Here is a 22,732-nt window from a genome sequence, read left to right on the forward strand (position 1 = left end):
GGTTGCCTTGGTTAATCCTGCAGCGTCAGCGCCAACACGCCGACCACCAGTTCCTGATAGCTGATGCCGACCGCGCGCGCCGCTTTCGGCGGCAGCGAGTGATCGGTCATGCCGGGCGCCGTATTCACTTCGAGGAAGTACGGCTTGCCTTCGCCGTCGAGCATGAAGTCCGCGCGGCCCCAGTCGGTGCAGCCGAGCACATCGAACGCGCGGCGCGCGAGCACCTTCAGGCGCGCTTCCTCTTCGGCGCCGAGACCGCACGGAATCAGATACTGCGTGTCGTTGGCGACGTACTTCGCGTGGTAGTCGTAGAACTCGCCGGCCGGCACGATGCGGATCACCGGCAGGTCCAGATTGCCGGCGATGCACGCGGTGTATTCGCCGCCGCCTTCGATGCTCTTCTCGACCACGACGATACGGTCGTGCTTCACGGCTTCGATCAACGCGGCCGGCAGCGCGTCCGCGCTCTTCACCTTGATCACGGCGACACTCGAACCTTCGCTCGCCGGCTTCACGAACAGCGGCAGACCGAGCTTCGCGACGATCTCCTTCGCGCGCGCTTCGTAGTCGTCACCGCGCAGCACCGCTTCGAACGGCGGAGTCGGAATGCCGAGCTGCTGCCACACGAGCTTGGTGCGGAACTTGTCGAGACCGAGCGCCGAGCCGAGCACGCCGCTACCGGTGTAACGGATGCCATAGAAATCCAGCGCGCCCTGGATCTGGCCGTTCTCGCCGTAGCCGCCATGCAGCGCGTTGAACGCGCGCACGAAGCCTTCATCCTTCAACGCGGACAGCGGACGCTCGGCCGGATCGAACGGATGCGCGTCGACGCCCGCGTCACGCAGGCCTTGCAACACCAGGCGCCCGGAATTGAGCGACACCTCGCGCTCGGCGGAATTACCGCCGAGCAGCACTGCCACCTTGCCGAATTGTTTAGGGTCGATACTGCTCATCTCACACCTTCTGTTCCTGAGCGAGTCGAACCGGCACACCGCCGATCGAACCCGCGCCCATCGTAATCACCACATCGCCGTCGCGCACCACCGTGGACAGCGCGTCCGGCACTTCATCCACCGTATCGACAAACACCGGCTCGACCTTGCCCGCGACGCGCAGCGCGCGCGCCAATGCGCGGCCGTCGGCGGCGACGATCGGCGCTTCGCCGGCCGCATAGACTTCGGTCAGCACGAGCGCGTCGACGGTCGACAGCACTTTCACGAAATCCTCGAAGCAATCACGCGTGCGCGTGAAGCGGTGCGGCTGGAACGCCAGCAGCAGACGCCGGCCCGGAAATGCGCCGCGCGCCGCCGCCAGGGTTGCGGCCATTTCGACCGGGTGGTGACCGTAGTCGTCCACCAGCGTGTAGGAGCCCGCGGCCTGGCCGTCGCTGAGAACCGGCACTTCGCCATACCGTTGGAAGCGTCGGCCGACGCCGTTGAAATCCGCGAGCGCTCGCTGGATATCGGCATCTTTCACTTCGAGTTCAGTCGCAATTGCAATTGCGGCCAACGCGTTCTGCACGTTGTGCTCGCCCGGCAGGTTCAGCGTGACGTCGAGCGGCGCCGCGTCTTCGCGCATCACGGTGAAATGCATGCGGCCTTCGCGAGCTTCGACGTTGACCGCGCGCACCTGCGCATCGGCCGCGAAACCGTAGCGGATGATCGGCTTCGACACGAACGGCAGGATCTCCTTCACGTTCGGATCGTCGACGCACAGCACCGCGATGCCGTAGAACGGCAAACGGTGCGTGAATTCGATGAAGGCCTGCTTCAGACGCGCGAAGTCGTGACCATAGGTGTCCATATGATCGGCGTCGATGTTCGTGATGACCTCGATCACCGGGAACAGGTTCAGGAACGACGCGTCCGATTCGTCCGCCTCGGCGACGATGAAGTCGCCGGTGCCGAGGCGCGCATTCGCGCCCGCGCTGATCAGCCGGCCGCCGATCACGAAGGTCGGATCGAGCCCGCCCGCGGCGAGCACGCTCGCGACCAGCGACGTGGTCGTGGTCTTGCCGTGCGTGCCGGCAATCGCGATGCCCTGCTTCAGACGCATCAACTCCGCGAGCATCACCGCGCGCGGCACGATCGGAATGCGGCGATGACGCGCGGCCAGCACTTCCGGGTTGTCGCTGCGCACCGCGGTCGACACCACCACCGCGTTCGCGCCTTCGATGTTCTGCGCCGCGTGCCCGATCGAAATGCGCGCGCCGAGCCCGGCGAGGCGCTCGGTGACCGCGTTGCCCGACAGGTCCGAGCCGCTCACCTGATAGCCGAGATTGACGAGCACTTCGGCGATGCCGCTCATGCCCACGCCGCCGATGCCGACGAAATGAATGTGTTTGACGATGTGTTTCATTGCTTTCCTTCTGGGCTCACGCCCGCCATCGAACCCGCAGCCGCCACGGTCGCGCAGATCTGCGCGACCTGTTCGGTGGCATCCGGTTTCGCGAGCGAGCGCGAACGCTCCGCCATTTCCGCGAGACTTTCCCGCGTCTGGCTGCGCAACCAGTCGGCGAGCTTTTCCGCCGACAGATCGCGTTGTTGCACGACCAGCGCCGCGCCGTTGTCGGCGAGGAACGCTGCATTAGTGGTCTGGTGATCGTCGACCGCGTACGGGAACGGCACGAACAGCGCCGCGACGCCGACCGCCGAGATCTCCGACACGGTCATCGCGCCCGAGCGGCAGATCACCAGATCGGCTGCTTCGTAAGCGCTCGTCATGTCGTCGATGAACGGCACGAGCGAGACATCCGCACCAGCCTGCAAACCGGCCGCCGCGTAGTTCTCGCGCAGAGCGTCGATATGCTTCGCGCCCGCCTGATGCACGATGCGCGGTCTCTCGTTGGAGCCAAGCAGCGCGAGCGCGCGCGGCACGACTTCGTTCAACGCCGCGGCGCCGAGACTGCCGCCCACGACGAGCACGTTCAGCGGACCATTACGCTGCGCGTAGCGTGCTTTGGGTGGATTCGCCCGCGCAAGTTCCTCGCGAATCGGATTACCGGTCCATTCGCTGTGCGGCAGCGCATTCGGAAATGCGACCAGCACGCGCTTCGCGAGCTTCGCGAGCACCTTGTTCGCGAGACCCGCGATCGAATTCTGTTCGTGCAGCACGAGCGGCCGGCCGCTCAGCGCGGTCATCAGCCCGGCCGGGAACGTGATGTAGCCGCCCATGCCGAGCACGACGTCGGGCTTCACGCGACGCAGCACGCTCAGACTCTGCGTGCACGCGCGCAGCAGATTCACCGGCAGCATCAGCTTGGTCTTCAGGCCCTTGCCGCGCACGCCGCCGAAGCGCAGGTACTCCATCGGAATGCCGTGCTTCGGTACCAGCGTCGCTTCCATGCCCGCGGGGTTGCCGAGCCACACGACTTTCCAGCCCCACGCCTGCATCAGATGGGCGACCGCGAGCCCCGGGAACACATGTCCCCCGGTGCCGCCGGCCATCACCATCAGCGTGCGTTGTGGCAGAGCCGTCATACCTTGCCCCCGCGCATCAACACCCGGTTCTCATAGTCGACCCGCATCAGCACCGCGATCGCCAGGCAGTTCAACAAAATGCCCGAGCCGCCGTAACTGACGAGCGGCAACGTCAGGCCCTTGGTCGGCAGTAGGCCGAGGTTCACGCCCATGTTGATGAAGGTCTGCGCGCCGAACCATATGCCGACGCCCTTCGCGACCAGACCCGCGAACGTGCGATCGAGCGCGAGCGCCTGGCGGCCGATCTCGAACGAACGGCGCACGATCCAGTAGAACATCAGGATCACGACGAGCACGCCGACGAAACCCAGCTCCTCGCCGATCACCGCGAGAATGAAGTCGGTATGCGCTTCCGGCAGATAGTTGAGCTTCTCGACGCTGCCGCCGAGACCGACGCCGAACCACTCGCCGCGCCCGAACGCGATCAGCGAGTGCGTCAACTGATACGCCTTGCCCTGCGCGTAGCGATCGTCCCACGGGTCGAGGTAGGCGAAGATCCGCTCACGACGCCAGGGCGACGCCCACACCAGCAACGAGAACGTGCCCACCGCGGTCGCGACGAGGCCGCCAAACAGCTTGCCGTTCACACCGCCGAGGAACAGCACGCCCATCGCGATCGCCGCGATCACCATGAATGCGCCCATGTCCGGCTCGAGCAGCAGCAGCATGCCGACGAGACCGACCGCGACGGCCATCGGCAGGAAGCCCTTGGCGAAGCTGTGCATGTATTCCTGCTTGCGCACCGTGTAGTTCGCCGCGTAGATCGTCACCGCGAGCTTCATGATTTCCGACGGCTGCATGTTCGTGATGCCGAGCGGAATCCAGCGGCGCGCGCCGTTCACGCCCTTGCCGACGTGCGGGATCAGCACGATCACGAGCGCGACGAGCGAGATCAGGAAGAGCTTCGGCGCGTACTTGTCCCACGTCGAAATCGGAATGCGGAACGACGCGACGCCGACCGCCGCGCCCATCAGCACGAAGATGATCTGGCGCACGAGGAACGCCCAATCGCGATACGACGCGTACTTCGGCGAATCGGGCATCGCGATCGACGCCGAGTACACCATCACGACGCCGAGCCCGAGCAGCGCGACGACGACCCACAGCAGCGAGTGGTCGTAGTCGAGCATGCGCGAGCGCAGCGGCCGCACGCCGTTGACCGCGCTCGCGAGACCGCTGCCGCCCGTGCGGGTGGACGTGCGCGCCGCGGCGCCGTTGCCGCCGGAGGGTTCGCGCGAGCCGAAACGTTCCGACCAGCTCATATCATCGTCCCCCGTTCGGCCGCGATATCTTCGACCGTGCTGCGGAATACCGCCGCGCGGTGTGCGTAACCCTTGAACATGTCGAAGCTCGCGCACGCGGGCGACAGCAGCACCGCGTCGCCGGGCTGCGCGAGCGCGGTGGCCGCGCGCGTCGCGTCTTCAAGAGTCGCGTGATCGGTCATCGCGACGCCGCAATGTTCGAGCGCCGCGCGAATCTGCGGCGCGTCGCGGCCGATCAGCATCACCGCTCGGCACCAGCGCATCACCGGTGCGGCGAGCGGCTCGAACTCCTGACCCTTGCCGTCGCCGCCGGCGATCAGCACGACGCGCTGCGCGAGACCGTCGAGCGCGGCGACCGTCGCGCCGACGTTGGTGCCCTTGCTGTCGTCCACATAGTCGATGCCGTCGATCGACGCGATCAGTTCCACGCGATGCGGCTCGCCGCGATATTCGCGCAGGCCGTGCAAAAGCGGCGCGCCGGGCAGGCCGATCGCGCGTGCGAGCGCGTACGCGGCCAACGCGTTGGCCGCGTTGTGCAGGCCACGGATGCGCAGTGCGTCGGCGGGCATCAGACGCTTCAATGCGATGTCGGGCGTTGCGGCTGCTTCGTTCTTGCGACGGCGCTTCGGCGTCGGCGCCCCGAAGGAAGTCCCCTTGGGGGACTCGTCGCTCGCGTCGCGATCTTGCGCTTCGACGAGCCACACCATGCCGTTGTCGCGCAAGAGGCCATAGTCACCGTCGTTCTTCGGCTCGGTCACGCCGAACGTGACGACCTCCGCGTCGCCGCTGGCAGGCGCGAGCGCCATCACGCGCGCGTCGTCGCGGTTCAGCACGCGCACCGTCCGTGTACCGAAGATGCGGCCCTTCGCGGCTGCGTACGCATCGAGTCCGCCGTGCCAGTCCAGATGATCCTGCGTGATGTTGAGCACGGCGGCCGCGTCCGGCGTAAACGTATGCGAGGTCTCCAGCTGGAAGCTCGACAGTTCGAGCACCCACACGTCGGGCAGCGCGGTCTGGTCGATCGCTTCGGAGAGCTTGTCGAGCAGCGACGGGCTGATGTTGCCCGCCACCGCGACCTTCTTGCCCGCGCGTTCGCACAGCAGGCCGGCGAGACTCGTCGTCGTGGTCTTGCCGTTCGTGCCGGTGATCGCGATCAGCTTCGGCGCGTAGCCGGACTCGCCGAGCGTGCGCAGCGCCTGCGAGAACAGTTCGAGTTCGCCCCACACCGGGATGCCCTGCTCGCGCGCCGCCGTGACCAGCGGCAGCAGATCGGCAGCCAGCGGCGACAGTCCCGGGCTGATCGCGACCAGCTCGACGCCTTCGAGCAGCACCGGCGAAAACGGACCGCCGACGAAATCGGCATCGACGCCATGCGCTTCGAGCGCGGACAGATTCGGCGGCACTTCGCGCGTATCGGCCACGCGCAGCCGACAGCCGTGCCTGGCGCACCAGCGCGCCATCGCGAGACCGGATTCACCCAGTCCCAGCACGAGCACCATCGGTTTTTGCCGATCCCGAAACTTCTCGCCGAACATCGCCTGCTTCCTTAAATACTGCTGCTTAACGCAATTTGAGCGTGGACAAACCGAACAGGCACAACATCAACGTGATGATCCAGAAACGCACGACCACCTGCGTTTCCTTCCAGCCCGACAATTCGAAATGGTGATGCAGCGGTGCCATCTTGAAGAGCCGCCGCCCTTCGCCGTAACGGCGCTTCGTGTATTTGAACCACGTGACCTGTAGCATGACCGACAGCGTTTCCGCGACGAAAATGCCGCCCATGATGAACAGCACGATTTCCTGACGCACGATCACCGCGACCGTGCCGAGCGCGCCGCCGAGCGCGAGCGCGCCGACGTCGCCCATGAACATCTGCGCGGGGTGCGTGTTGAACCAAAGAAACGCAAGACCCGCGCCGCCCATCGCCGAGCAGAAGATCAGCAATTCGCCCGCGCCGGGGATGTGCGGGAACAGCAGGTATTTCGAGTAGACCGAGCTGCCCATCACGTACGCGAACACGCCGAGCGACGCGCCGACCAGCACGACCGGCATGATCACGAGGCCATCGAGGCCGTCGGTCAGGTTCACCGCGTTGCTCGCGCCGACGATCACCAGATACGTGAGCACGATGAAGCCCCACACGCCGAGCGGATAGGTCATCGACTTGAAGAACGGCAACAGCAGGTCGGCGCGCGCGGGCAGGCCCATCGACAGACCGCTGCGCACCCACGCCATGAACAGGTCGAACACGCGCACGTTGCTCGCCTCGGACACGCTGAACGCGAGATAAACCGCCGCGAACAAGCCGATCACCGATTGCCAGAAATACTTCTCGCGCGACGACATGCCGCGCGGGTCCTTGTGGACGACCTTGCGGTAATCGTCGACCCAGCCGATCACGCCGAAGCCGAACGTGACGAGCATCACGATCCAGATGAAGCGGTTGGTCAGATCGGCCCACAGCAGCGTGGCCACGGCGATGCCGAGCAGGATCAGCACGCCGCCCATCGTCGGCGTGCCCGATTTGACGAGGTGAGTTTGCGGGCCGTCCTTGCGAACGGCCTGGCCGACCTTCATCGCGGTCAGCTTGCGAATGACCGCCGGGCCGCAGACGAGCCCGATCAACAACGCGGTGATGGTCGCCATCACCGCGCGAAACGTCAGATAACTGAACACGCGCAAGAAGCTTGCGTCATTCTGCAGCCATTGCGCCAGCGCCAGTAGCATGCCTGGATCCTTCTATTTCAATGTGCAGCGGGCGTCGTGCCCGCGGCGTTGGGTTGTGGACTCGTAACGGCGTCCACCACGCGCTCCATCTGCATGAAGCGCGAGCCTTTCACGAGAAGCGTTGCGGCAGCGCCGAAGCCGGCCTGCTGCAGTTGCTCGAGCAGCGCGCCAACATCGGCGACGTGGTGCGCACCCGCGCCGTATGCGGTGCAGGCGTCGCGCGAGGCGTCGCCCATCGCATACAGCGCGTCGATACCGCGCTCTTTCGCATACGCGCCGATTTCGCGGTGAAACGCCGGGCCGTTGTCGCCGACTTCGCCCATGTCGCCCATCACGAGCACACGCGGCGATTCGCGTGACGCGAGCACGTCGATCGCGGCGCGCATCGAATCGGGATTCGCGTTGTAGGTGTCGTCGATCACGGTTGCGCCCGCGAGCGTGCCGAGCACGGCCTGCTTGACCTGCAGACGGCCCTTCACCGCGCCGAACGATTCGAGGCCGCGCTGGATCGCGTCGAGCGACACGCCCGCTGCCAACGCCGCCGAGGCCGCCGCGAGCGCGTTGTGCGCGTTGTGATTGCCAAGCACCTGCAGCGTGACGTCGAGATGGCCTTGCGGCGTGTCGATAGACAGACGCTTGCCGTCGAACCTGCCCTTCACCGCGGCTTCGGTCGTGCGCTCCGCGCTGTTCAACGCGAAATCGATGATGCGGCTGCCGGTCGCGGCGACGCGCCAGATGCTCGCGTATGCGTCGTCGGCGGGGAATACCGCCGTGCCTTCCGGCGACAGCGCGTGAATCACGCTCGCGTGTTCGAGCGCGACCGCCTCGACGGTCGCCATGAATTCCTGGTGCTCGCGCTGCGCGTTGTTGACGACGGCAACCGTCGGCTCGGCAAGCTTCGCGAGCTGTTCAGTTTCGCCCGGATGGTTCATGCCGAGTTCGACCACCGCGAGCCGATGCGCGGCATGCAGACGGAACAGCGTGAGCGGAAGGCCGATGTCGTTGTTGAAATTGCCCGCGGTCGCGAGACGCGCATCCGCGCCGACCGCGGCCGCGAAGATCGAGGCGATCATTTCCTTGACCGTGGTCTTGCCGTTGCTGCCCGTGACCGCGACGAGCGGCAGGTCGAACTGACGACGCCAGCCGCGCGCGAGCGCGCCGAGCGCTTCGCGCGTATCGGCGACGCGGATCGCGGGCACGCTCCAGCTATCCGGCGTGCGCGCGACGAGCACCGCCGCGACGTTGCGCTCGGCCACTTGCGGCAGGAAGTCGTGCGCGTCGAAACGGTCGCCCTTGATCGCGATGAACAGATCGCCGGGACCTGCGCTGCGGCTGTCGGTCGACACGCGCTCGAAGCGCACGCTGTCGTCGCCGGTGACGCTCGCGCCGGGGATCTGCGCGGCGGCTGCACGTAGCGAGAACATGTTCATTCGCCACCTCCGCGTGTTTGTGTGGCGCGCGCGGCGAGCGCGAGGCGGGCGTGGTCCTGATCGGAGAAAGCACGTTTCTTGCCCATGATTTCCTGTGTGGCTTCGTGCCCCTTGCCGGCCAGCACGATCACGTCTTCGCGCGCGGCGCCGCGGATCGCCTGCAGGATCGCGCTCGCGCGGTCCTCGATGCGGCGCGCTTTCGACGCTTCCTGCATGCCCGCGGCAATTTGCTCGATGATCGCGAGCGGATCTTCGCTGCGCGGGTTGTCGCTCGTCACGACGACGTCGTCCGCCAGCCGCTCGGCGATCGCGCCCATCAGCGGACGCTTGGTCGCATCGCGGTCGCCGCCGCAGCCGAACATGCAGACGAGTTCGCCGCCGCGCGCGGTCGCGATCGGCCGCAGTGCTTCGAGCGTCTTTTCGAGCGCATCGGGTGTGTGCGCGTAATCGATCACGACGAGCGGTTCGTCGTTCTGCAGACGGCCGCCCAGACGCTGCATGCGGCCGTTCACCGGTTCGAGCTTCGCGAGTTCGGCGAGCGCCGCGTCGAACGGCACGTCGGCGGCGAGCAGCACGCCGAGCACCGCGAGCAGATTGCCGACGTTGAAGAGGCCGAGCGTTTGCACTTCGACTTCGGCGTTGCCCCAGTCCGAGGTGCTCAGATGAAACGCGGTGCCGGTCGCGGTGGCATGCACGTTCGATGCAGTGAGCCACGCGTCGGCTTGCGGTGTGCCGTCAGCGTTGGCGTCGCCATGCTCGCCCTCGATGCCATACGCGATCGTGCGCGCGTGACTACGCGTGCTCGCGAGCAAACGCCGGCCGGCGGCATCGTCGCGATTGATCACGGCCGCGCGCAGCTCGGGCCAGGCGAACAGACGCGCCTTGGCGGCTTCATAGGCCTCGAACGTGCCGTGATAGTCGAGATGGTCCTGCGTCAGGTTCGTGAACACCGCGATGTCGAAAGCGGTGCCGTTCACGCGCCCCTGATGCAGCGCATGCGACGACACTTCCATCGCCACCGCCTGCGCGCCCGCGTCGCGCAATTGCGCGAGGCTGCGTTGCAATTGCGGTGCGTCGGGCGTCGTGAAGCCGGTGTGCACGAGCTGGCCGACGAGCCCAGTGCCGAGCGTGCCGACGATCGCACAGCGCATGCCGCGCGCGGACAGCGCCGCGGCAACCCACTGGCTGCACGAGGTCTTGCCGTTCGTGCCGGTGATGCCGACCGCGAGCATCGCGTCGCTCGGATCGCGATACCACGCGCTCGCGATCGTGCCGGCGAGTTCGTTCAACGCCGGCACCGCATGTGCGGCGGCCGCATTGAGCGTGCCGCTGAAACCTTCGGGTTGCACGAGCACGGCGGCCGCACCGCGCTCGATGGCCGCGTCGATGAATGCGCGGTTGTCCGCGCCATCGACCGCGTACGCGAAGAACGCGTCGCCGGCCGCGAGCGAGCGCGTGTCGGCGTGCAGATGCGCGCCTGGCTGCACGTGCGCGTGCAGCCAGGCGAGGGCGTCGGCGATCTGCCGGTGCGCTGGATGTTGCTCGCGCAGCGCGCTCATCGCTCGACTCCTGGATGATTTTTCGGCGTGGCCGAAATGGTCATCTTCCTCACGCCGGGGCTCGTCGACAGCTTCTTCACCACGGGCGGCGTGGCCGGCGCGCCGGGCGCGGGCGGCGCCGAATCGTCGGACACGACCATCTGCTTGACGGGCATGTCGGGCGGCACGTTCAGCGCGCGCAGCGTATCCCCGGCGATACCCGAAAACACCGGGCCCGACACCTGGCCGCCGAAATGGCTACCGGCCGTCGGCTCGTCGACCGACACCGCAACGACGATGCGCGGATTCGGCATCGGCGCCATGCCGACGAACGAGGCGCGATATTTGGAGTGGTCGTAGCCGTGCGGACCGTGCTTGTACGCGGTACCGCTCTTGCCGCCGACGCGATAGCCGGGCACCGCCGCATCCGGCGACGTGCCTTGCGGCGACACCACGGTTTCGAGCATCGCGCGCACTTCACGCGCGGTGGTCGGCGAGAAGATCTGCGGACCGGTGGCCGGCGGGTCGCCTGGCGTGTGGAAAATCGTCACCGGCACGATTTCGCCGTCGTGCGCGATCGCGGTGTACGCGCGGCCGAGCTGGAACAGCGACACCGACAGGCCGTAGCCGTACGACATCGTCGCCTGCTCGATACGGCGCCAGCTCTTCCACGGACGCAGACGGCCCGCCGCCGCGCCCGGAAAGCCGACCTTCGGTGCCTGGCCGAGACCGATGCTGGTGTACATGTTCCACATCTCTTCGGGCCGCAGCTGCATCGCGATTTTGGTCGCGCCGATGTTGCTCGACTTCTGGATCACGCCGCCGACCGTCAGCACGCCGAAGCCGCTGTCGTCGGTAATCGGCGCGCCGTCGAGTACGAAGTGGCCGTTGCCCGTATCTACCAGTGTAGTCGGCGTCACCCGGTGCAGATCGAGCGCGAGCGACACCGTGAACGGCTTCATGATCGAACCCGGCTCGAACGTGTCGGTCAGGATGCGGTTGCGCAGCTGGTCGCCGGTCAGGTGCGAGCGGTCGTTCGGGTTGTAGGTCGGGTAATTGACGAGCGCGAGCACTTCGCCGGTGCGCACGTCGATCACCATCGCCGCGCCGGCCTTCGCCTTGAATTTCTCGACTGCCGCTTTCAGGTTCGTATAGGCGATGTACTGGATCTTGCTGTCGATCGACAGATCGACGTCCTTGCCGTTGTGCGGCACGACCTGTTCGTCGACGTCCTCGATGATGTGGCCCATCCGGTCCTTGATCACGCGACGGCTGCCCGACATGCCCGCGAGCAGCTTCTGGTCGCCGAGCTCGACGCCTTCCTGGCCCTCGTCCTCGACGTTCGTGAAGCCGATCAGGTGAGCGGTGATCTCGCCTTCCGGATAGAAGCGCTTGTACTCGTCGCGCGAGTAAATGCCGGGGATGTCGAGCGCCGCGACTTTTTCTGCGACGTCGACCGGCACCTGGCGCTTCACGTAGACGAAGGTCTTGTCTTCCGACAGCTTCGAGCGCAATTCCCTAGTGGTCATGCCGAGCAGTTTGCCGAGCGCGTCGAGCTTGTCGGCGCCGAGGTCGTCGGGCACCGATTCGGGAATCGCCCAGATTGCGCGCACCGGCAGACTCGTGGCGAGCACGAGACCGTTGCGGTCGAGAATCTTGCCGCGCGTGGCCGGCATGTCGATGCGGCGCTGATAGCGGATCTCGCCCTGCTTCAGATAGAACGCGTTGCCCGGGCCCTGAATCCAGAACGCGCGCGCGGCGAGCGCGAGGAACGCCATGAACAGCAGGAACACGACGAGCTTCGAGCGCCACATCGGCAGGCGCACCGACAGAATCGGATTGGCCGAAAACGCCACGCTCTTGTGGGCCGACGATTTTTTCATCGCGTGGCTCCGCGACGGGTCGCGACCGGCGCCGAGGCCGGCGCGGAAGTCGGAATGGGTGCGTCGAGCGCCGTCGCGGCGCCCGGGGCGAGCGTCAGGTACTGGGTGCGGCCCGTGGTGACCGATTGCATCTTCAGCGAGGCGGTGGCGAGCTGCTCGATGCGCGACGTTTTGGACAGCGCGCTCTGCTGATATTGAAGCTGCGAATAGTCCTGCTGCAGCTGACGCTCCTGCGACTGCGCGCGCTGCAGCTGGATAAAGATCTGACGCTGCTGATTGGTCGCGTTGACGACCGACAAGGCACAGCCCATCACGATGATCAGCAGGAAAATATTGAGGCGGTTCATGGCGCGATCCGCTCCGCCACGCGCATCACGGCAGAACGGGCGCGCGGGTTGCCGGCGACTTCAGCGTCGCTCGCGAATACGCGGCCGATGATCTTGAGCGGAGGGCTCGGCAGGTCGACCGCGCGGATCGGCAAACGGCGATCCACCGCCGGCGTGCTCGCGTGCGCCTGCATGAATCGCTTGACGATCCGGTCCTCGAGCGAATGAAAGCTGATGACCACCAGCCGCCCCCCTTGCTCCAACAACGACAACGCTGCTTCTAGAACGACTTGCAGCTCCGCAAGCTCTTGATTGACGTGAATCCGTATAGCCTGAAAGGTGCGGGTTGCCGGGTCCTTGCCCTTCTCACGGGTTTTGACGACGTTAGCCACGATTTGGGCAAGCTCGCCCGTGCTGACGAGAGGCCCAAGACGGTCGGACTCTGCCCGGCGAGCAACAAGCGCCTTTGCAATCTGAAAAGCAAACCGTTCTTCCCCATAATCTCGTATCACCTCCGTCAATTCCTGCACCGTGGCCCGCGCGAGCCAGTCAGCGGCGGACTCGCCGCGCGTCGGGTCCATCCGCATGTCGAGCGGGCCGTCGGCGCGGAAGCTGAAGCCCCGCTCCGGATCGTCGACTTGCGGCGACGACACGCCCAGATCCAGCAACACCCCCGACACACGCCCTACCCCGCGCTCCGCCATCGCGGCGCGCAGTGAAGCAAAACTCTCGTGGACGATGGCAAAGCGCGGATCGGCGATCTTCTGCGCCGTCGCGATCGCGAGCGGATCTTTATCGAACGCGATCAGCCGCCCTGCTTCACCGAGCCGTTCCAGCACGAGGCGGCTATGGCCGCCACGGCCGAACGTGCCGTCCACATACGTGCCGTCGGCGCGCGTGACCAGCGCATCGACCGCTTCGTTCAACAGCACCGTGCGATGCTGCAATTCGTTTCCCATCGCAGAAGCCATATAAATAAGCCGCGATCAGAACGTGAAATCTTTCAACGCGTCGGGCATGCCCTCGGCGATCGCCGCCTGTTCCTTCGCGGCGTAGATCTGCGCATCCCACAGCTCGAAATGGCGGCCCATGCCGAGCAAGGTCACTTCTTTCTCCAGCGAGCCAGCCGCTCGCAACTCCGGCGACACGAGCACACGGCCTGCGCCGTCCATATCCACATCCATTGCATTGCCGAGAAAAATGCGTTTCCACCAGGCGGCGTTCATGGGCAGCTTGTCGACCTTGTCACGGAAGATTTCCCATTCGGGGCGCGGAAAGAGCAACAGGCAGCCGTCCGGGTGCTTGGTGATCGTCACCCGGCCCTCTGCCTGTGTTTGCAGCGCATCCCGATAACGAGAGGGAATCGACATCCGCCCTTTCGCATCGAGCGTCAGCGCCGACGCCCCTTGGAACACTTCGCTCTCCCCTATTACGGCGCTGTTTGCGCCGCCCGCCCGGTCCGTGAAAATCTACCCGAAAGTGGTGTCGGGAACACACAAAAATACACTTTCTCACACTGTCTCCCACTTTAGAGGAACGCTAAACACGGGTCAAGGGAGCGGCGCGCTTTTCGAGCGGATTTTGTTTGCTAGAACAAGGACTTAGCGCGACTCCTTCACGTCCAGCATAAAACAGAAAACCGTTATAAATTAAAGGACTAGTGCAACTTGTGAAGGTGATACGTGAAAAGTGCGAGGAAACAGCGCGAATTGAAAGAGATCGTTAAGGGATTCTGAAAGGGAAAAGGCGGCGTCGCCCGGACGGACGATGAACGGGGCGCGCGGCGCCGTCTCGCTTGCGGAAATGCGTGCAGCGATGGCTGAGGCGATACGTGCGGTGCTCCGGTTAGCGAAGCGAAGCGGGTGAAACGCTCATATGTAATAGGCGGTGCGCGTCATCACCTTCGACATCGCACGCATCAACGCGCGTACAGGAAACGGCAGCTCGATGCCGCCCGCGTCCATCGCGGCCTTGCCGTGCTGCGCTTCATCGACGCGCATCTGCTCGACGATCGCGCGCGATTCATGGTCCGCGGCGGGGAGCTGATCGAGATGACTGTCGAGATGCTGCTCGACCTGGCGCTCCGTTTCGGCCATGAAGCCAAGACTCACGCGATCGCCGAGACGCCCCGCGGCGAGACCGATCGCGAGCGCGCCGGCGTACCACAGCGGATTGAGCAGACTCGGACGCGAGTCGAGCGCCTGGAGGCGTTTGGCGGTCCACGCCAGATGATCCTCTTCTTCCGACGCGGCATGATCGAACATGGCGCGCAATGAAGGCGAGTCGGTGGCGAGTTTCTGCGCCTGGTAAAGCGCCTGTGCGCACACTTCGCCGACGTGGTTCACACGCATCAAACCCGCAGCATGCGCGCGCTCCGCGGGCGAGAGTTCGGGAGCTTCGGCCGTGGCCGCGGAAGCCTGCGGAAGCGGCAGTGGACGGCTCATCCGCGAGACCCCCGTCAGTGAGCGTAAACCCCGATCAAACTCGCCAATCAACTCGTCCAGCAACATAAAGCGCTCCCTGATTCGATAACCGCCGCATCGTTCCGGAAGGTCCGTGCGACAAGGCCTCGCGACGCGAAACCGGTGGCCCGACAGGCACCAATCCGCATGAAATGGGCGGTTAATTTGCGATTCTAGACCATGTTGCGTAAACGAAACAGCGGCCTTCCGGAGCGACTCCTTTTTCTTTGTTCCATGTATGCCTTTTGTTACATTACGTGGCAACTTCTCGCGAAGTTGGACAGCAAGGCCTTCAGCACTAACTAAATATTTCGCCTTGTACAAAAGATTCGTATTCCTTGGAGATCATTCGATGAAAAAGTCGCTTCTCGCTCTCGCAGCACTGGGCGCATTCGCAGGCGTCGCTCATGCGCAGAGCAGCGTGACCCTGTACGGCATCGTTGACGTTGGTATCAACATGAACACCAACTCGGGCGGTAAGCATCTGTACAACATGTCCAGCGGCGTCCTGCAAGGCTCGCGTTTCGGCCTGCGTGGCACTGAAGATCTGGGCGGCGGTCTGAAGGCCCTGTTCGTGTTGGAAAACGGCTTTGACGTGACCAACGGCAAGCTCGGTCAAGGCGGCCTGATGTTCGGTCGTCAGGCATATGTCGGTCTGTCGAGCCAGTTCGGCACGGTCACGCTGGGTCGTCAGTACGACTCCGTCGTCGACTACGTGGGTCCGTTCGAATCGGGTGATCAGTGGGGCGGCTACATCGCCGCTCACCCGGGCGATATCGACAACTTCAACAACGCGTATCGCACCAACAACACGGTCAAGTTCACCAGCAAAGACTACAACGGCCTGAAGTTCGGCGGCACGTATAGCTTCGGCGGCGTCGCCGGTGACTTCACGCACAACCAGATCTGGTCGTTGGGTGCTGGCTATAACAACGGTCCGCTGCAGTTGGGCGTGGGTTATTTGAACGCGCGTACGCCGGCAGCTTCGGGCGGTCTGTTCAACAACGGCGGCACGATCGCAACGAATACGCCGGCCGTGGGTACTACTGCAGCTAACTTCGCAGTCACGACCCCGATCTACGCAGGCTTCGCATCGGCCAACACGTACCAGGTCGTCGGCGCGGGCGGTGCATACACGTTCGGCGCGGCAACCATCGGCCTGACGTATTCGAACATCCAGTTCGGCAACCTCGGCAAGACGTTCGCGTCGCCGTTCGCTGGCCAGAAGGCAACGTTCAACAACGGCGAAATCAACTTCAAGTATCAGTTGACCCCGGCACTGCTGGTCGGCGCAGCGTATGACTACACGCGCGGCGAGCAGATCGAAGGCAACTCGCGTGCTCAGTACCACCAAGGCGCGCTGGGCGTGGACTACTTCCTGTCCAAGCGTACCGACGTGTACCTGGTCGGTGTGTACCAGCACGCTTTGGGCGACACGGTCAACGCAACGGGTCAGGTGGTCGCAGCAACGGCAGGCATCAACGGCCTGACCGGTTCGTCGAGCAACAACCAGTTCACGGCTCGTATCGGTATCCGTCACAAGTTCTAATAAGTCGTAAAAAAACGCAGTTTGTCTCAAAGGCGCCTTCGGGCGCCTTTTTTTATGCGCGGATTTTGTACGGGCAACAAAAAACCCGGCGCACTTTCGTGCGCCGGGTTTTTGTTTTTCGCTCGCTTAAGCCCTGCCGTCGCGCAACTCGCGGCGCAGGATCTTGCCGACATTGCTCTTCGGCAACTCGGTGCGGAATTCGACGACCTTCGGCCGCTTGTAGCCGGTCAGTTGCGTTTTGCAGTACGCGAAGATCTGTTCGTCGGTCAGCGACGGATCCTTTTTCACGACGAACAGCTTCACTGCCTCGCCGGAATGCTGATCCGGTACACCCACCGCCGCGACTTCGAACACACCCGGCAGCTTTGCGACGACGTCCTCGACTTCATTCGGATACACGTTGAAGCCGGACACCAGAATCATGTCCTTCTTGCGATCGACGATCTTCACAAAGCCGTCCGCGCCCATGATGCCGACGTCGCCTGATTTAAAGAAGCCGTCCGCCGTCATCACCTTGGCGGTTTCGTCGGGCCTGTTCCAGTAGCCCGCCATCACCTGCGGGCCGCGGATGCAGATCTCGCCGGACTGGCCGGCCGGCACTTCGTTGCCTTCGTCGTCGCGGATCGAGACTTCGGTCGACGGCAGTGGCAGGCCGATCGTGCCGTTGTATTCGGTGGCGGTGACGGGATTGCAGGTCACGCACGGCGACGTTTCCGACAGCCCGTAGCCCTCGACGATCGGCGTGCGCGTCAGCTCGAACCAGCGCTTCGCGACCGCCTCCTGCACCGCCATGCCGCCGCCGTTCGCGGTCAGCAGCTTCGAGAAGTCGAGCTTGTGGAAGTCGGGGCTGTTCAACATCGCGTTGTAGAGCGTGTTGACCGCGGGAATCGTCGTGATCGCATACCCTTCGAGCGACTTGATCATGCCGGGGATATCGCGCGGATTCGGAATCAGCACGCCGAGACCGCCGGTGCGGATCGTCAGCAGCCCGCACACGGTCAGCGCGAACACGTGATACAGCGGCAACGCGACGACCGTAATGAACTGATCGATATCCGTGCGGTTCGCGCGCACCGGATTGAGCCAGACCTCCGACTGCAGCACGTTCGCGATCAGGTTCCGGTGCAGCAGCGTCGCGCCCTTGGCCACGCCGGTGGTGCCGCCCGTGTATTGCAGGAACGCGATATCGTCGGGCCCCTGCCGGACCGGCTTGAACGTCAGACGTGCGCCCTCCGAGACCGTGTCGTTGAACTTGACGTGCCCAGCCAGGCTCCACGCCGGCACCATCTTCTTGACCTTGCGCACGACGAAGTTCACGAGCGGGCCTTTGATGCCCATCATGTCGCCCATCGCCGCGACGACCACATGCTTGACCGGCGTATTGCGCACGATTGCCTGCAAGGTCCCCGCGAAATTCTCGAGCAGGATGATCGCCTCAGTGCCGCTGTCCTTCAGTTGGTGCTCGAGTTCGCGCGGCGTGTACAGCGGATTCACGTTCACGACCACATAGCCCGCGCGCAGAATCGCGGCGAGCGCGACTGGATACTGCAGCACGTTCGGCATCATGATCGCGACACGCGAGCCGCGCGTGAGCCCTTTCGACTGCAGCCACGCTGCAAGATTGCGCGAAAGCTCGTCGAGTTCACCGTAGCTGATCTGCTTGCCCATGCACACGAACGCCGGCTTTGCGCGGTGTTCGCGAAAGGCTTCCTCGAGCAACTCGGCCACCGACGAATAGCGCGTCGGGTCGATCTCTGCTGGAACGCCGGGCGGATAAGATTTCAGCCAGATTTTCTCCATGCAGCGTCTCCTGAATTATTTTCGAATGGTCGTGCTAAAAACGCATCGTAGCATGGGCATATTGCGGCCAATGGGCAAAGCGATGAGGTTAGACAGCAGCCTCGAAGTTGCGAGGCTGGGCGCCAGCTTCAATGTGCGGCGCGGCTTTCAGGCCCGCTCGACTTCGACGAGACAGTCGTAAAACGTCGCCGAACCGCCGAGATCGGTGAGTGCCTGGCTCGTCAACTGGTTCGCGTTGCGGCCGTCCGGCGCGAGTTTCTTCCACCATATCGACAACCCGACGACCAGGCCTTCGCGCGCCCGGTCGGTTACGCGGGCACGCGCTTGCATCGAGCCGCGGTCGTTGAAGATGCGCACCTGATCGCCGTCGCCGATGCCGCGCGCGTGCGCGTCGGCAGGGTGGATGTCCAGATGCGGCTCGCCTTCCGTCGCGCGCAGACTCTCGATGTTCACGAAGGTGCTGTTCAGGAAGTTGCGCGCGGGCGGTGAAATCATCGCGAGCGGATAGCGGGCCGCCAGTTCGGGCGCGCCGTCGGCCGATTCGTAGGGTGGCAGGTAGTCCGGCAGCGGGTCGAGGCCCTGTTGCGCAAGGCGCTCGCTGTAAAACTCGCACTTGCCGGATGGCGTGCGAAAACCACCGTCGGCAAATGGCGCGTCAGGCAGATTGAGACGGGCCCAGCCGGCTTGCTTCAGCATCGGCCAGTCGACACCGTCCAGCGTCTTGTCGTCCCAGCGAAATGCGGCTTGCGCGACGGCTTCGTCGCTGTCGAAGAGCGCCGGTTCCGTGATGCCCATGCGGCGCGCGAGGCTGCGGAAGATCTCGGTATTCGGCCGTGCGTCGCCGAACGGCGCGATGGCGGGCAGGTTGACCATCACGTGCGTGTGACCGTACGACTTGTGCACGTCGAGATGCTCGAGCTGCGTCGTGGCAGGCAACAGCAGGTCGGCGTAGTCCGCGGTGTCGGTCTGGAAATGCTCGAGCACGATCGTGAACAGATCCTCGCGCGCAAAACCCGCCGCGACGCGTTCGGAGTCCGGTGCGACCGCGACCGGATTCGAGTTGTAGACCACGATCGCCTCGACCTTGGGGCCGAACGTCGCGTCGCCCGGATGCAGCAACGCGTCGCCGATCGCATTCATATTGATCACGCGGCTCGGCTTCGACGGCCAACCCGGCATCAGGTCGGGACGCTGCAACGCGTGCGAGTCGACCGGTGCCCAACCGCTCGACGACAACAGCGCCCCGCCCGCGCGCTCGCGCCATGCGCCGGTCAGCGACGGCAGACACGCGATTGCGCGCACCGCATTGCCGCCGCCTCGCACCCGCTGCAGACCGTAGTTCAAGCGGATCGCGGCTTTCTTCGTGCTGGCGTAAAGTCGCGCAAGATCGGCGATTTCCTCTTCTTCGACGCCACAGATTTCACTAACCCGAGACAGTGGATAGCTGAGCGCACGCACCTTCAAGTCAGCGAAGCCCAGCGTGTGCGCCGCGATGTACTCGTCGTCGAGCAGATTCTCGGTAATCAGGACGTTCATGATGCCGAGCGCGAGAGCGCCGTCTGTGCCTGGCTTCAGCGCGATGTGTTGATGGCATTTCTCCGCGGTCAGCGAGCGATACGGATCGATTGCGATCAGCTGGGCGCCGCGACGTTTGGCTTCCTGCGCGCGCGTCCAGAAATGCAGATTCGATGCGATCGGATTCGCTCCCCAGATCAGGATCACCTCGCTCTCGGCGAAAAACTCGGTGTGCATACCGATGCCAGCGCCGTACGTGTATTTGAGGCCGGCAGCGCCGGCCGCCGCGCAAATCGCGCGATCCAGCCGCGATGCGCCGAGCTTGTGGAAAAAGCGTTGCGCGATGCTATCGCCCTGCACCAAGCCCATCGTGCCCGCGTAGCTGTAAGGCAGAATCGCTTCCGGCGCGCGACGGACAATCTCGCCGAGGCGGCTTGCGGCAAGGTCGAACGCTTCGTCCCAGTTGATTGGCTCGAAACGGCCCTCGCCCTTGCGGCCGACACGCTTCATGGGCGTCGTCAATCGGTTCGGATGGTATACACGCTCCGCGTAACGACTGACCTTCGTGCACAGCACGCCCTGAGTCGGCGGATGGTCGGGATCGCCGGCGACCTTGATCGCCCGTCCATTGTCGATGGTCACGCGCATCGCGCAGGTGTCGGGGCAATCGTGCGGGCACACGGCGCGCGCGAATTCGGTCGGGGCGTTCATCGGCAATGTGTCCTGGCGAGCAGTAAGCGGTCGCGCAAAGTGGGATTTTATTACGTCTATAGGCCGCCGACCTCGGTGGCGCCACCAAAAATTCCTTCGGCGTAGAATGAATTATCCGCAGTGCCCGGGCCGACGTGGTCCGCGGCGATCTCATGCTCGTCAAGCACAAACGCATAATCACTCCATCATGAAACTCATCCCCGAAATTCAGGCCGCTCGCGGCGAAATCCAGACCCTTCGACGTACCATCCATGCCCACCCGGAGCTGCGCTACGAAGAGACGGCGACTGCTGATCTCGTCGCGCGTTCGCTCGAGTCCTGGGGCATCGAGACCCACCGTGGTTTCGGCAAGACGGGCGTGGTCGGCGTATTGAAACGAGGTAACGGCTCGCGCGCGATTGGCCTGCGAGCCGACATGGACGCGCTGCCGATCCAGGAACTCAACAGCTTCGATCATCGGTCGACGAACGACGGCAAGATGCATGCGTGCGGGCACGACGGACATACGGCGATGCTGCTCGGTGCCGCGCACTACCTGGCCAAACATGGTGCTTTCGACGGCACGATCGTGTTCATTTTCCAGCCTGCTGAAGAAGGCGGCGCCGGCGCGAAGGCTATGATGGACGACGGCTTGTTCAACAAATTCCCCGTGGACGCCGTGTTTGGCATTCACAACTGGCCGGGCATGCCGGCAGGCCACTTCGGCGTGACCGAAGGCCCGATCATGGCGTCGAGCAATGAATTTCGCATCGAAATCAAGGGCGTCGGCTCGCATGCAGCGCTACCGCACAATGGCCGTGATCCCGTCTTTGCGGCGGTGCAAATTGCCAACGGGCTGCAAAGCATCATCACGCGAAACAAAAAGCCGCTGGATACTGCGGTATTGTCGATAACGCAGATACATGCGGGCGATGCGGTCAATGTAGTACCGGACGACGCATGGATCGCGGGGACCGTTCGGACCTTCACTACAGAAACGCTCGACCTGATCGAGTCACGCATGCGCAAGATCGCGCACAGTACAGCCGAAGCATACGATTGCTCCGTTCAGATCCAATTCCACCGGAACTATCCCCCGACGATCAACAGCAGCGAGGAAGCGCGTTTTGCGGCGTCGGTCATGAAAGAGATCGTTGGCGCGGACAATGTCGATGACGCGGTTGAACCGACCATGGGTGCCGAGGATTTTTCGTTCATGCTGCTGGCGAAACCGGGTTGCTATGCGTTTTTGGGCAACGGCGATGGCGGCCACCGCGAGGCGGGCCACGGCGCGGGCCCTTGTATGCTGCACAACGCGAGTTATGACTTTAACGACGAGTTGTTGCCGGTGGGATCGACGTATTGGGTCCGACTGGCGCAGAAGTTTCTGGCGCAAGGGAAGTAGAGAGTTGATGGAGCGGCCCCCTGAATCGCCGGACACAGTTTCCCATTTAAAATAGCGGGTAGGCATACGACTGTGGTTTTGACTAACAACAAACAAGAAGTGATGGAAGTGTTGACGGGACCGGAACGCCTGCGGCGGTGGTCAGCGGAAGAGAAGTTGGCGGCGGTGGTGAGAGAGAGTTTCGAGCCGGGCAAGTCGGTCTCGATGGTTGCACGCCAGCACGGCGTGAATCCGAACCAGCCGTTTCGCTGGCGCAAGCTCTATCAGGATGGCAGCCTGTCGGCTGTCAGTGCCGGCGAGGAAGTCGTACCAGCGTCGGAGCAGAGCGATGCGCTGAAGCAAATCAGGGAACTCCAGCGACTGCTCGGCAAAAAGACAATGGAGAACGAGATTCTCCGTGAGGCGGCGGAGGCGGCGAAGTCGCGAAAATGGATTGCGCGCTCACCCTCATTGCCGGGGGACGAGCAGTGAAGCAGGTCTGCGATGTTGCGTCGGCAGCGGGAGAACCAGTTGAAAAGCGTTGAGGCGGGCGGGGGCGTCGCTTGCTTCAATGCTGTTTGTTAATTTTGGCCGCGTAAACGCAAAAACCCCACCGCGGCGGGTGGGGTTTCTGACTGGAGGGGAGCCTGACGATTACCTACTTTCACACGGGCAATCCGCACT

17 protein-coding genes and 1 pseudogene are annotated in these 22,732 nt (G+C 64.1%); 3 read left to right on the plus strand and 15 right to left on the minus strand.

Features of this window, described 5'->3' with window-relative positions; genetic code table 11:
- Window positions 1-11: 11 nt before the first annotated feature.
- The 13 genes from HDG37_RS21345 to coq7 form a co-directional block, all read right to left on the minus strand.
- Window positions 12-953 carry a D-alanine--D-alanine ligase gene (locus tag HDG37_RS21345; RefSeq protein ID WP_090801962.1) on the minus strand — a complete coding sequence of 314 codons (942 nt, stop codon included), beginning with the start codon at window positions 951-953 and terminating at the stop codon, window positions 12-14.
- 1 nt (window position 954) lies between these two features.
- Window positions 955-2,358: a UDP-N-acetylmuramate--L-alanine ligase gene (gene murC / locus HDG37_RS21350; RefSeq protein ID WP_184051058.1), complete on the minus strand. Its 1,404-nt coding sequence runs from the start codon at window positions 2,356-2,358 to the stop codon at window positions 955-957.
- Window positions 2,355-3,479 (minus strand): undecaprenyldiphospho-muramoylpentapeptide beta-N-acetylglucosaminyltransferase, encoded by a 1,125-nt coding sequence (murG, locus tag HDG37_RS21355; protein ID WP_184051060.1) that lies wholly within the window; start codon window positions 3,477-3,479, stop codon window positions 2,355-2,357. Before murG ends, murC begins: the two co-directional genes overlap by 4 nt.
- On the minus strand, window positions 3,476-4,741 hold the full coding sequence (ftsW, locus tag HDG37_RS21360) for a putative lipid II flippase FtsW (RefSeq protein ID WP_184051062.1): 1,266 nt from the start codon (window positions 4,739-4,741) through the stop codon (window positions 3,476-3,478). The genes murG and ftsW overlap by 4 nt, the downstream gene beginning before the upstream one ends.
- Window positions 4,738-6,276 (minus strand): UDP-N-acetylmuramoyl-L-alanine--D-glutamate ligase, encoded by a 1,539-nt coding sequence (gene murD / locus HDG37_RS21365; protein WP_184051064.1) that lies wholly within the window; start codon window positions 6,274-6,276, stop codon window positions 4,738-4,740. Before murD ends, ftsW begins: the two co-directional genes overlap by 4 nt.
- A 25-nt stretch (window positions 6,277-6,301) precedes the next feature.
- A complete protein-coding gene (gene mraY, locus HDG37_RS21370) occupies window positions 6,302-7,471 on the minus strand; it encodes a phospho-N-acetylmuramoyl-pentapeptide-transferase (protein WP_090801969.1) in 1,170 nt (389 codons plus the stop codon).
- Window positions 7,472-7,488: 17 nt separating this feature from the next.
- Window positions 7,489-8,901 (minus strand): UDP-N-acetylmuramoyl-tripeptide--D-alanyl-D-alanine ligase, encoded by a 1,413-nt coding sequence (gene murF, locus HDG37_RS21375; protein ID WP_184051066.1) that lies wholly within the window; start codon window positions 8,899-8,901, stop codon window positions 7,489-7,491.
- On the minus strand, window positions 8,898-10,460 hold the full coding sequence (locus HDG37_RS21380; RefSeq protein WP_184051068.1) for a UDP-N-acetylmuramoyl-L-alanyl-D-glutamate--2,6-diaminopimelate ligase: 1,563 nt from the start codon (window positions 10,458-10,460) through the stop codon (window positions 8,898-8,900). The genes murF and HDG37_RS21380 overlap by 4 nt, the downstream gene beginning before the upstream one ends.
- Window positions 10,457-12,322 (minus strand): penicillin-binding protein 2, encoded by a 1,866-nt coding sequence (locus tag HDG37_RS21385; RefSeq protein ID WP_184051070.1) that lies wholly within the window; start codon window positions 12,320-12,322, stop codon window positions 10,457-10,459. Before HDG37_RS21385 ends, HDG37_RS21380 begins: the two co-directional genes overlap by 4 nt.
- Window positions 12,319-12,669, minus strand: a complete 351-nt coding sequence (gene ftsL / locus HDG37_RS21390; protein ID WP_184051072.1) for a cell division protein FtsL — start codon at window positions 12,667-12,669, stop codon at window positions 12,319-12,321. The genes HDG37_RS21385 and ftsL overlap by 4 nt, the downstream gene beginning before the upstream one ends.
- Window positions 12,666-13,619, minus strand: coding sequence for a 16S rRNA (cytosine(1402)-N(4))-methyltransferase RsmH (gene rsmH, locus HDG37_RS21395; protein ID WP_090801977.1), 954 nt, complete (start codon window positions 13,617-13,619; stop codon window positions 12,666-12,668). The genes ftsL and rsmH overlap by 4 nt, the downstream gene beginning before the upstream one ends.
- Window positions 13,620-13,634: 15 nt before the next feature.
- Complete coding sequence (gene mraZ / locus HDG37_RS21400; RefSeq protein ID WP_013090620.1) at window positions 13,635-14,063, minus strand: division/cell wall cluster transcriptional repressor MraZ; 429 nt, start codon at window positions 14,061-14,063, stop codon at window positions 13,635-13,637.
- 456 nt (window positions 14,064-14,519) lie between these two features.
- A complete protein-coding gene (gene coq7 / locus HDG37_RS21405; protein ID WP_184051090.1) occupies window positions 14,520-15,158 on the minus strand; it encodes a 2-polyprenyl-3-methyl-6-methoxy-1,4-benzoquinone monooxygenase in 639 nt (212 codons plus the stop codon).
- Between the two features lie 304 nt (window positions 15,159-15,462).
- Between coq7 and HDG37_RS21410 the strand changes: the two genes are divergently transcribed.
- Window positions 15,463-16,659: a porin gene (locus HDG37_RS21410; protein ID WP_184051074.1), complete on the plus strand. Its 1,197-nt coding sequence runs from the start codon at window positions 15,463-15,465 to the stop codon at window positions 16,657-16,659.
- A gap of 126 nt (window positions 16,660-16,785) precedes the next feature.
- Here HDG37_RS21410 and HDG37_RS21415 read toward each other — a convergent pair whose 3' ends face one another.
- Window positions 16,786-18,459, minus strand: coding sequence for a long-chain fatty acid--CoA ligase (locus tag HDG37_RS21415; RefSeq protein ID WP_184051076.1), 1,674 nt, complete (start codon window positions 18,457-18,459; stop codon window positions 16,786-16,788).
- Between the two features lie 147 nt (window positions 18,460-18,606).
- Window positions 18,607-20,685, minus strand: a complete 2,079-nt coding sequence (locus tag HDG37_RS21420) for a molybdopterin-dependent oxidoreductase (protein ID WP_184051078.1) — start codon at window positions 20,683-20,685, stop codon at window positions 18,607-18,609.
- Window positions 20,686-20,872: 187 nt separating this feature from the next.
- Between HDG37_RS21420 and HDG37_RS21425 the strand changes: the two genes are divergently transcribed.
- A complete protein-coding gene (locus HDG37_RS21425; protein ID WP_184051080.1) occupies window positions 20,873-22,069 on the plus strand; it encodes a M20 aminoacylase family protein in 1,197 nt (398 codons plus the stop codon).
- Window positions 22,070-22,171: 102 nt separating this feature from the next.
- A pseudogene (locus tag HDG37_RS21430) lies at window positions 22,172-22,590 on the plus strand (transposase); the annotation flags it as partial.
- Between the last annotated feature and the right edge of the window lie 142 nt (window positions 22,591-22,732).

It is taken from the genome of Paraburkholderia sp. MM5384-R2, assembly GCF_014201025.1.
GTDB classification, from domain to species: domain Bacteria; phylum Pseudomonadota; class Gammaproteobacteria; order Burkholderiales; family Burkholderiaceae; genus Paraburkholderia; species Paraburkholderia tuberum.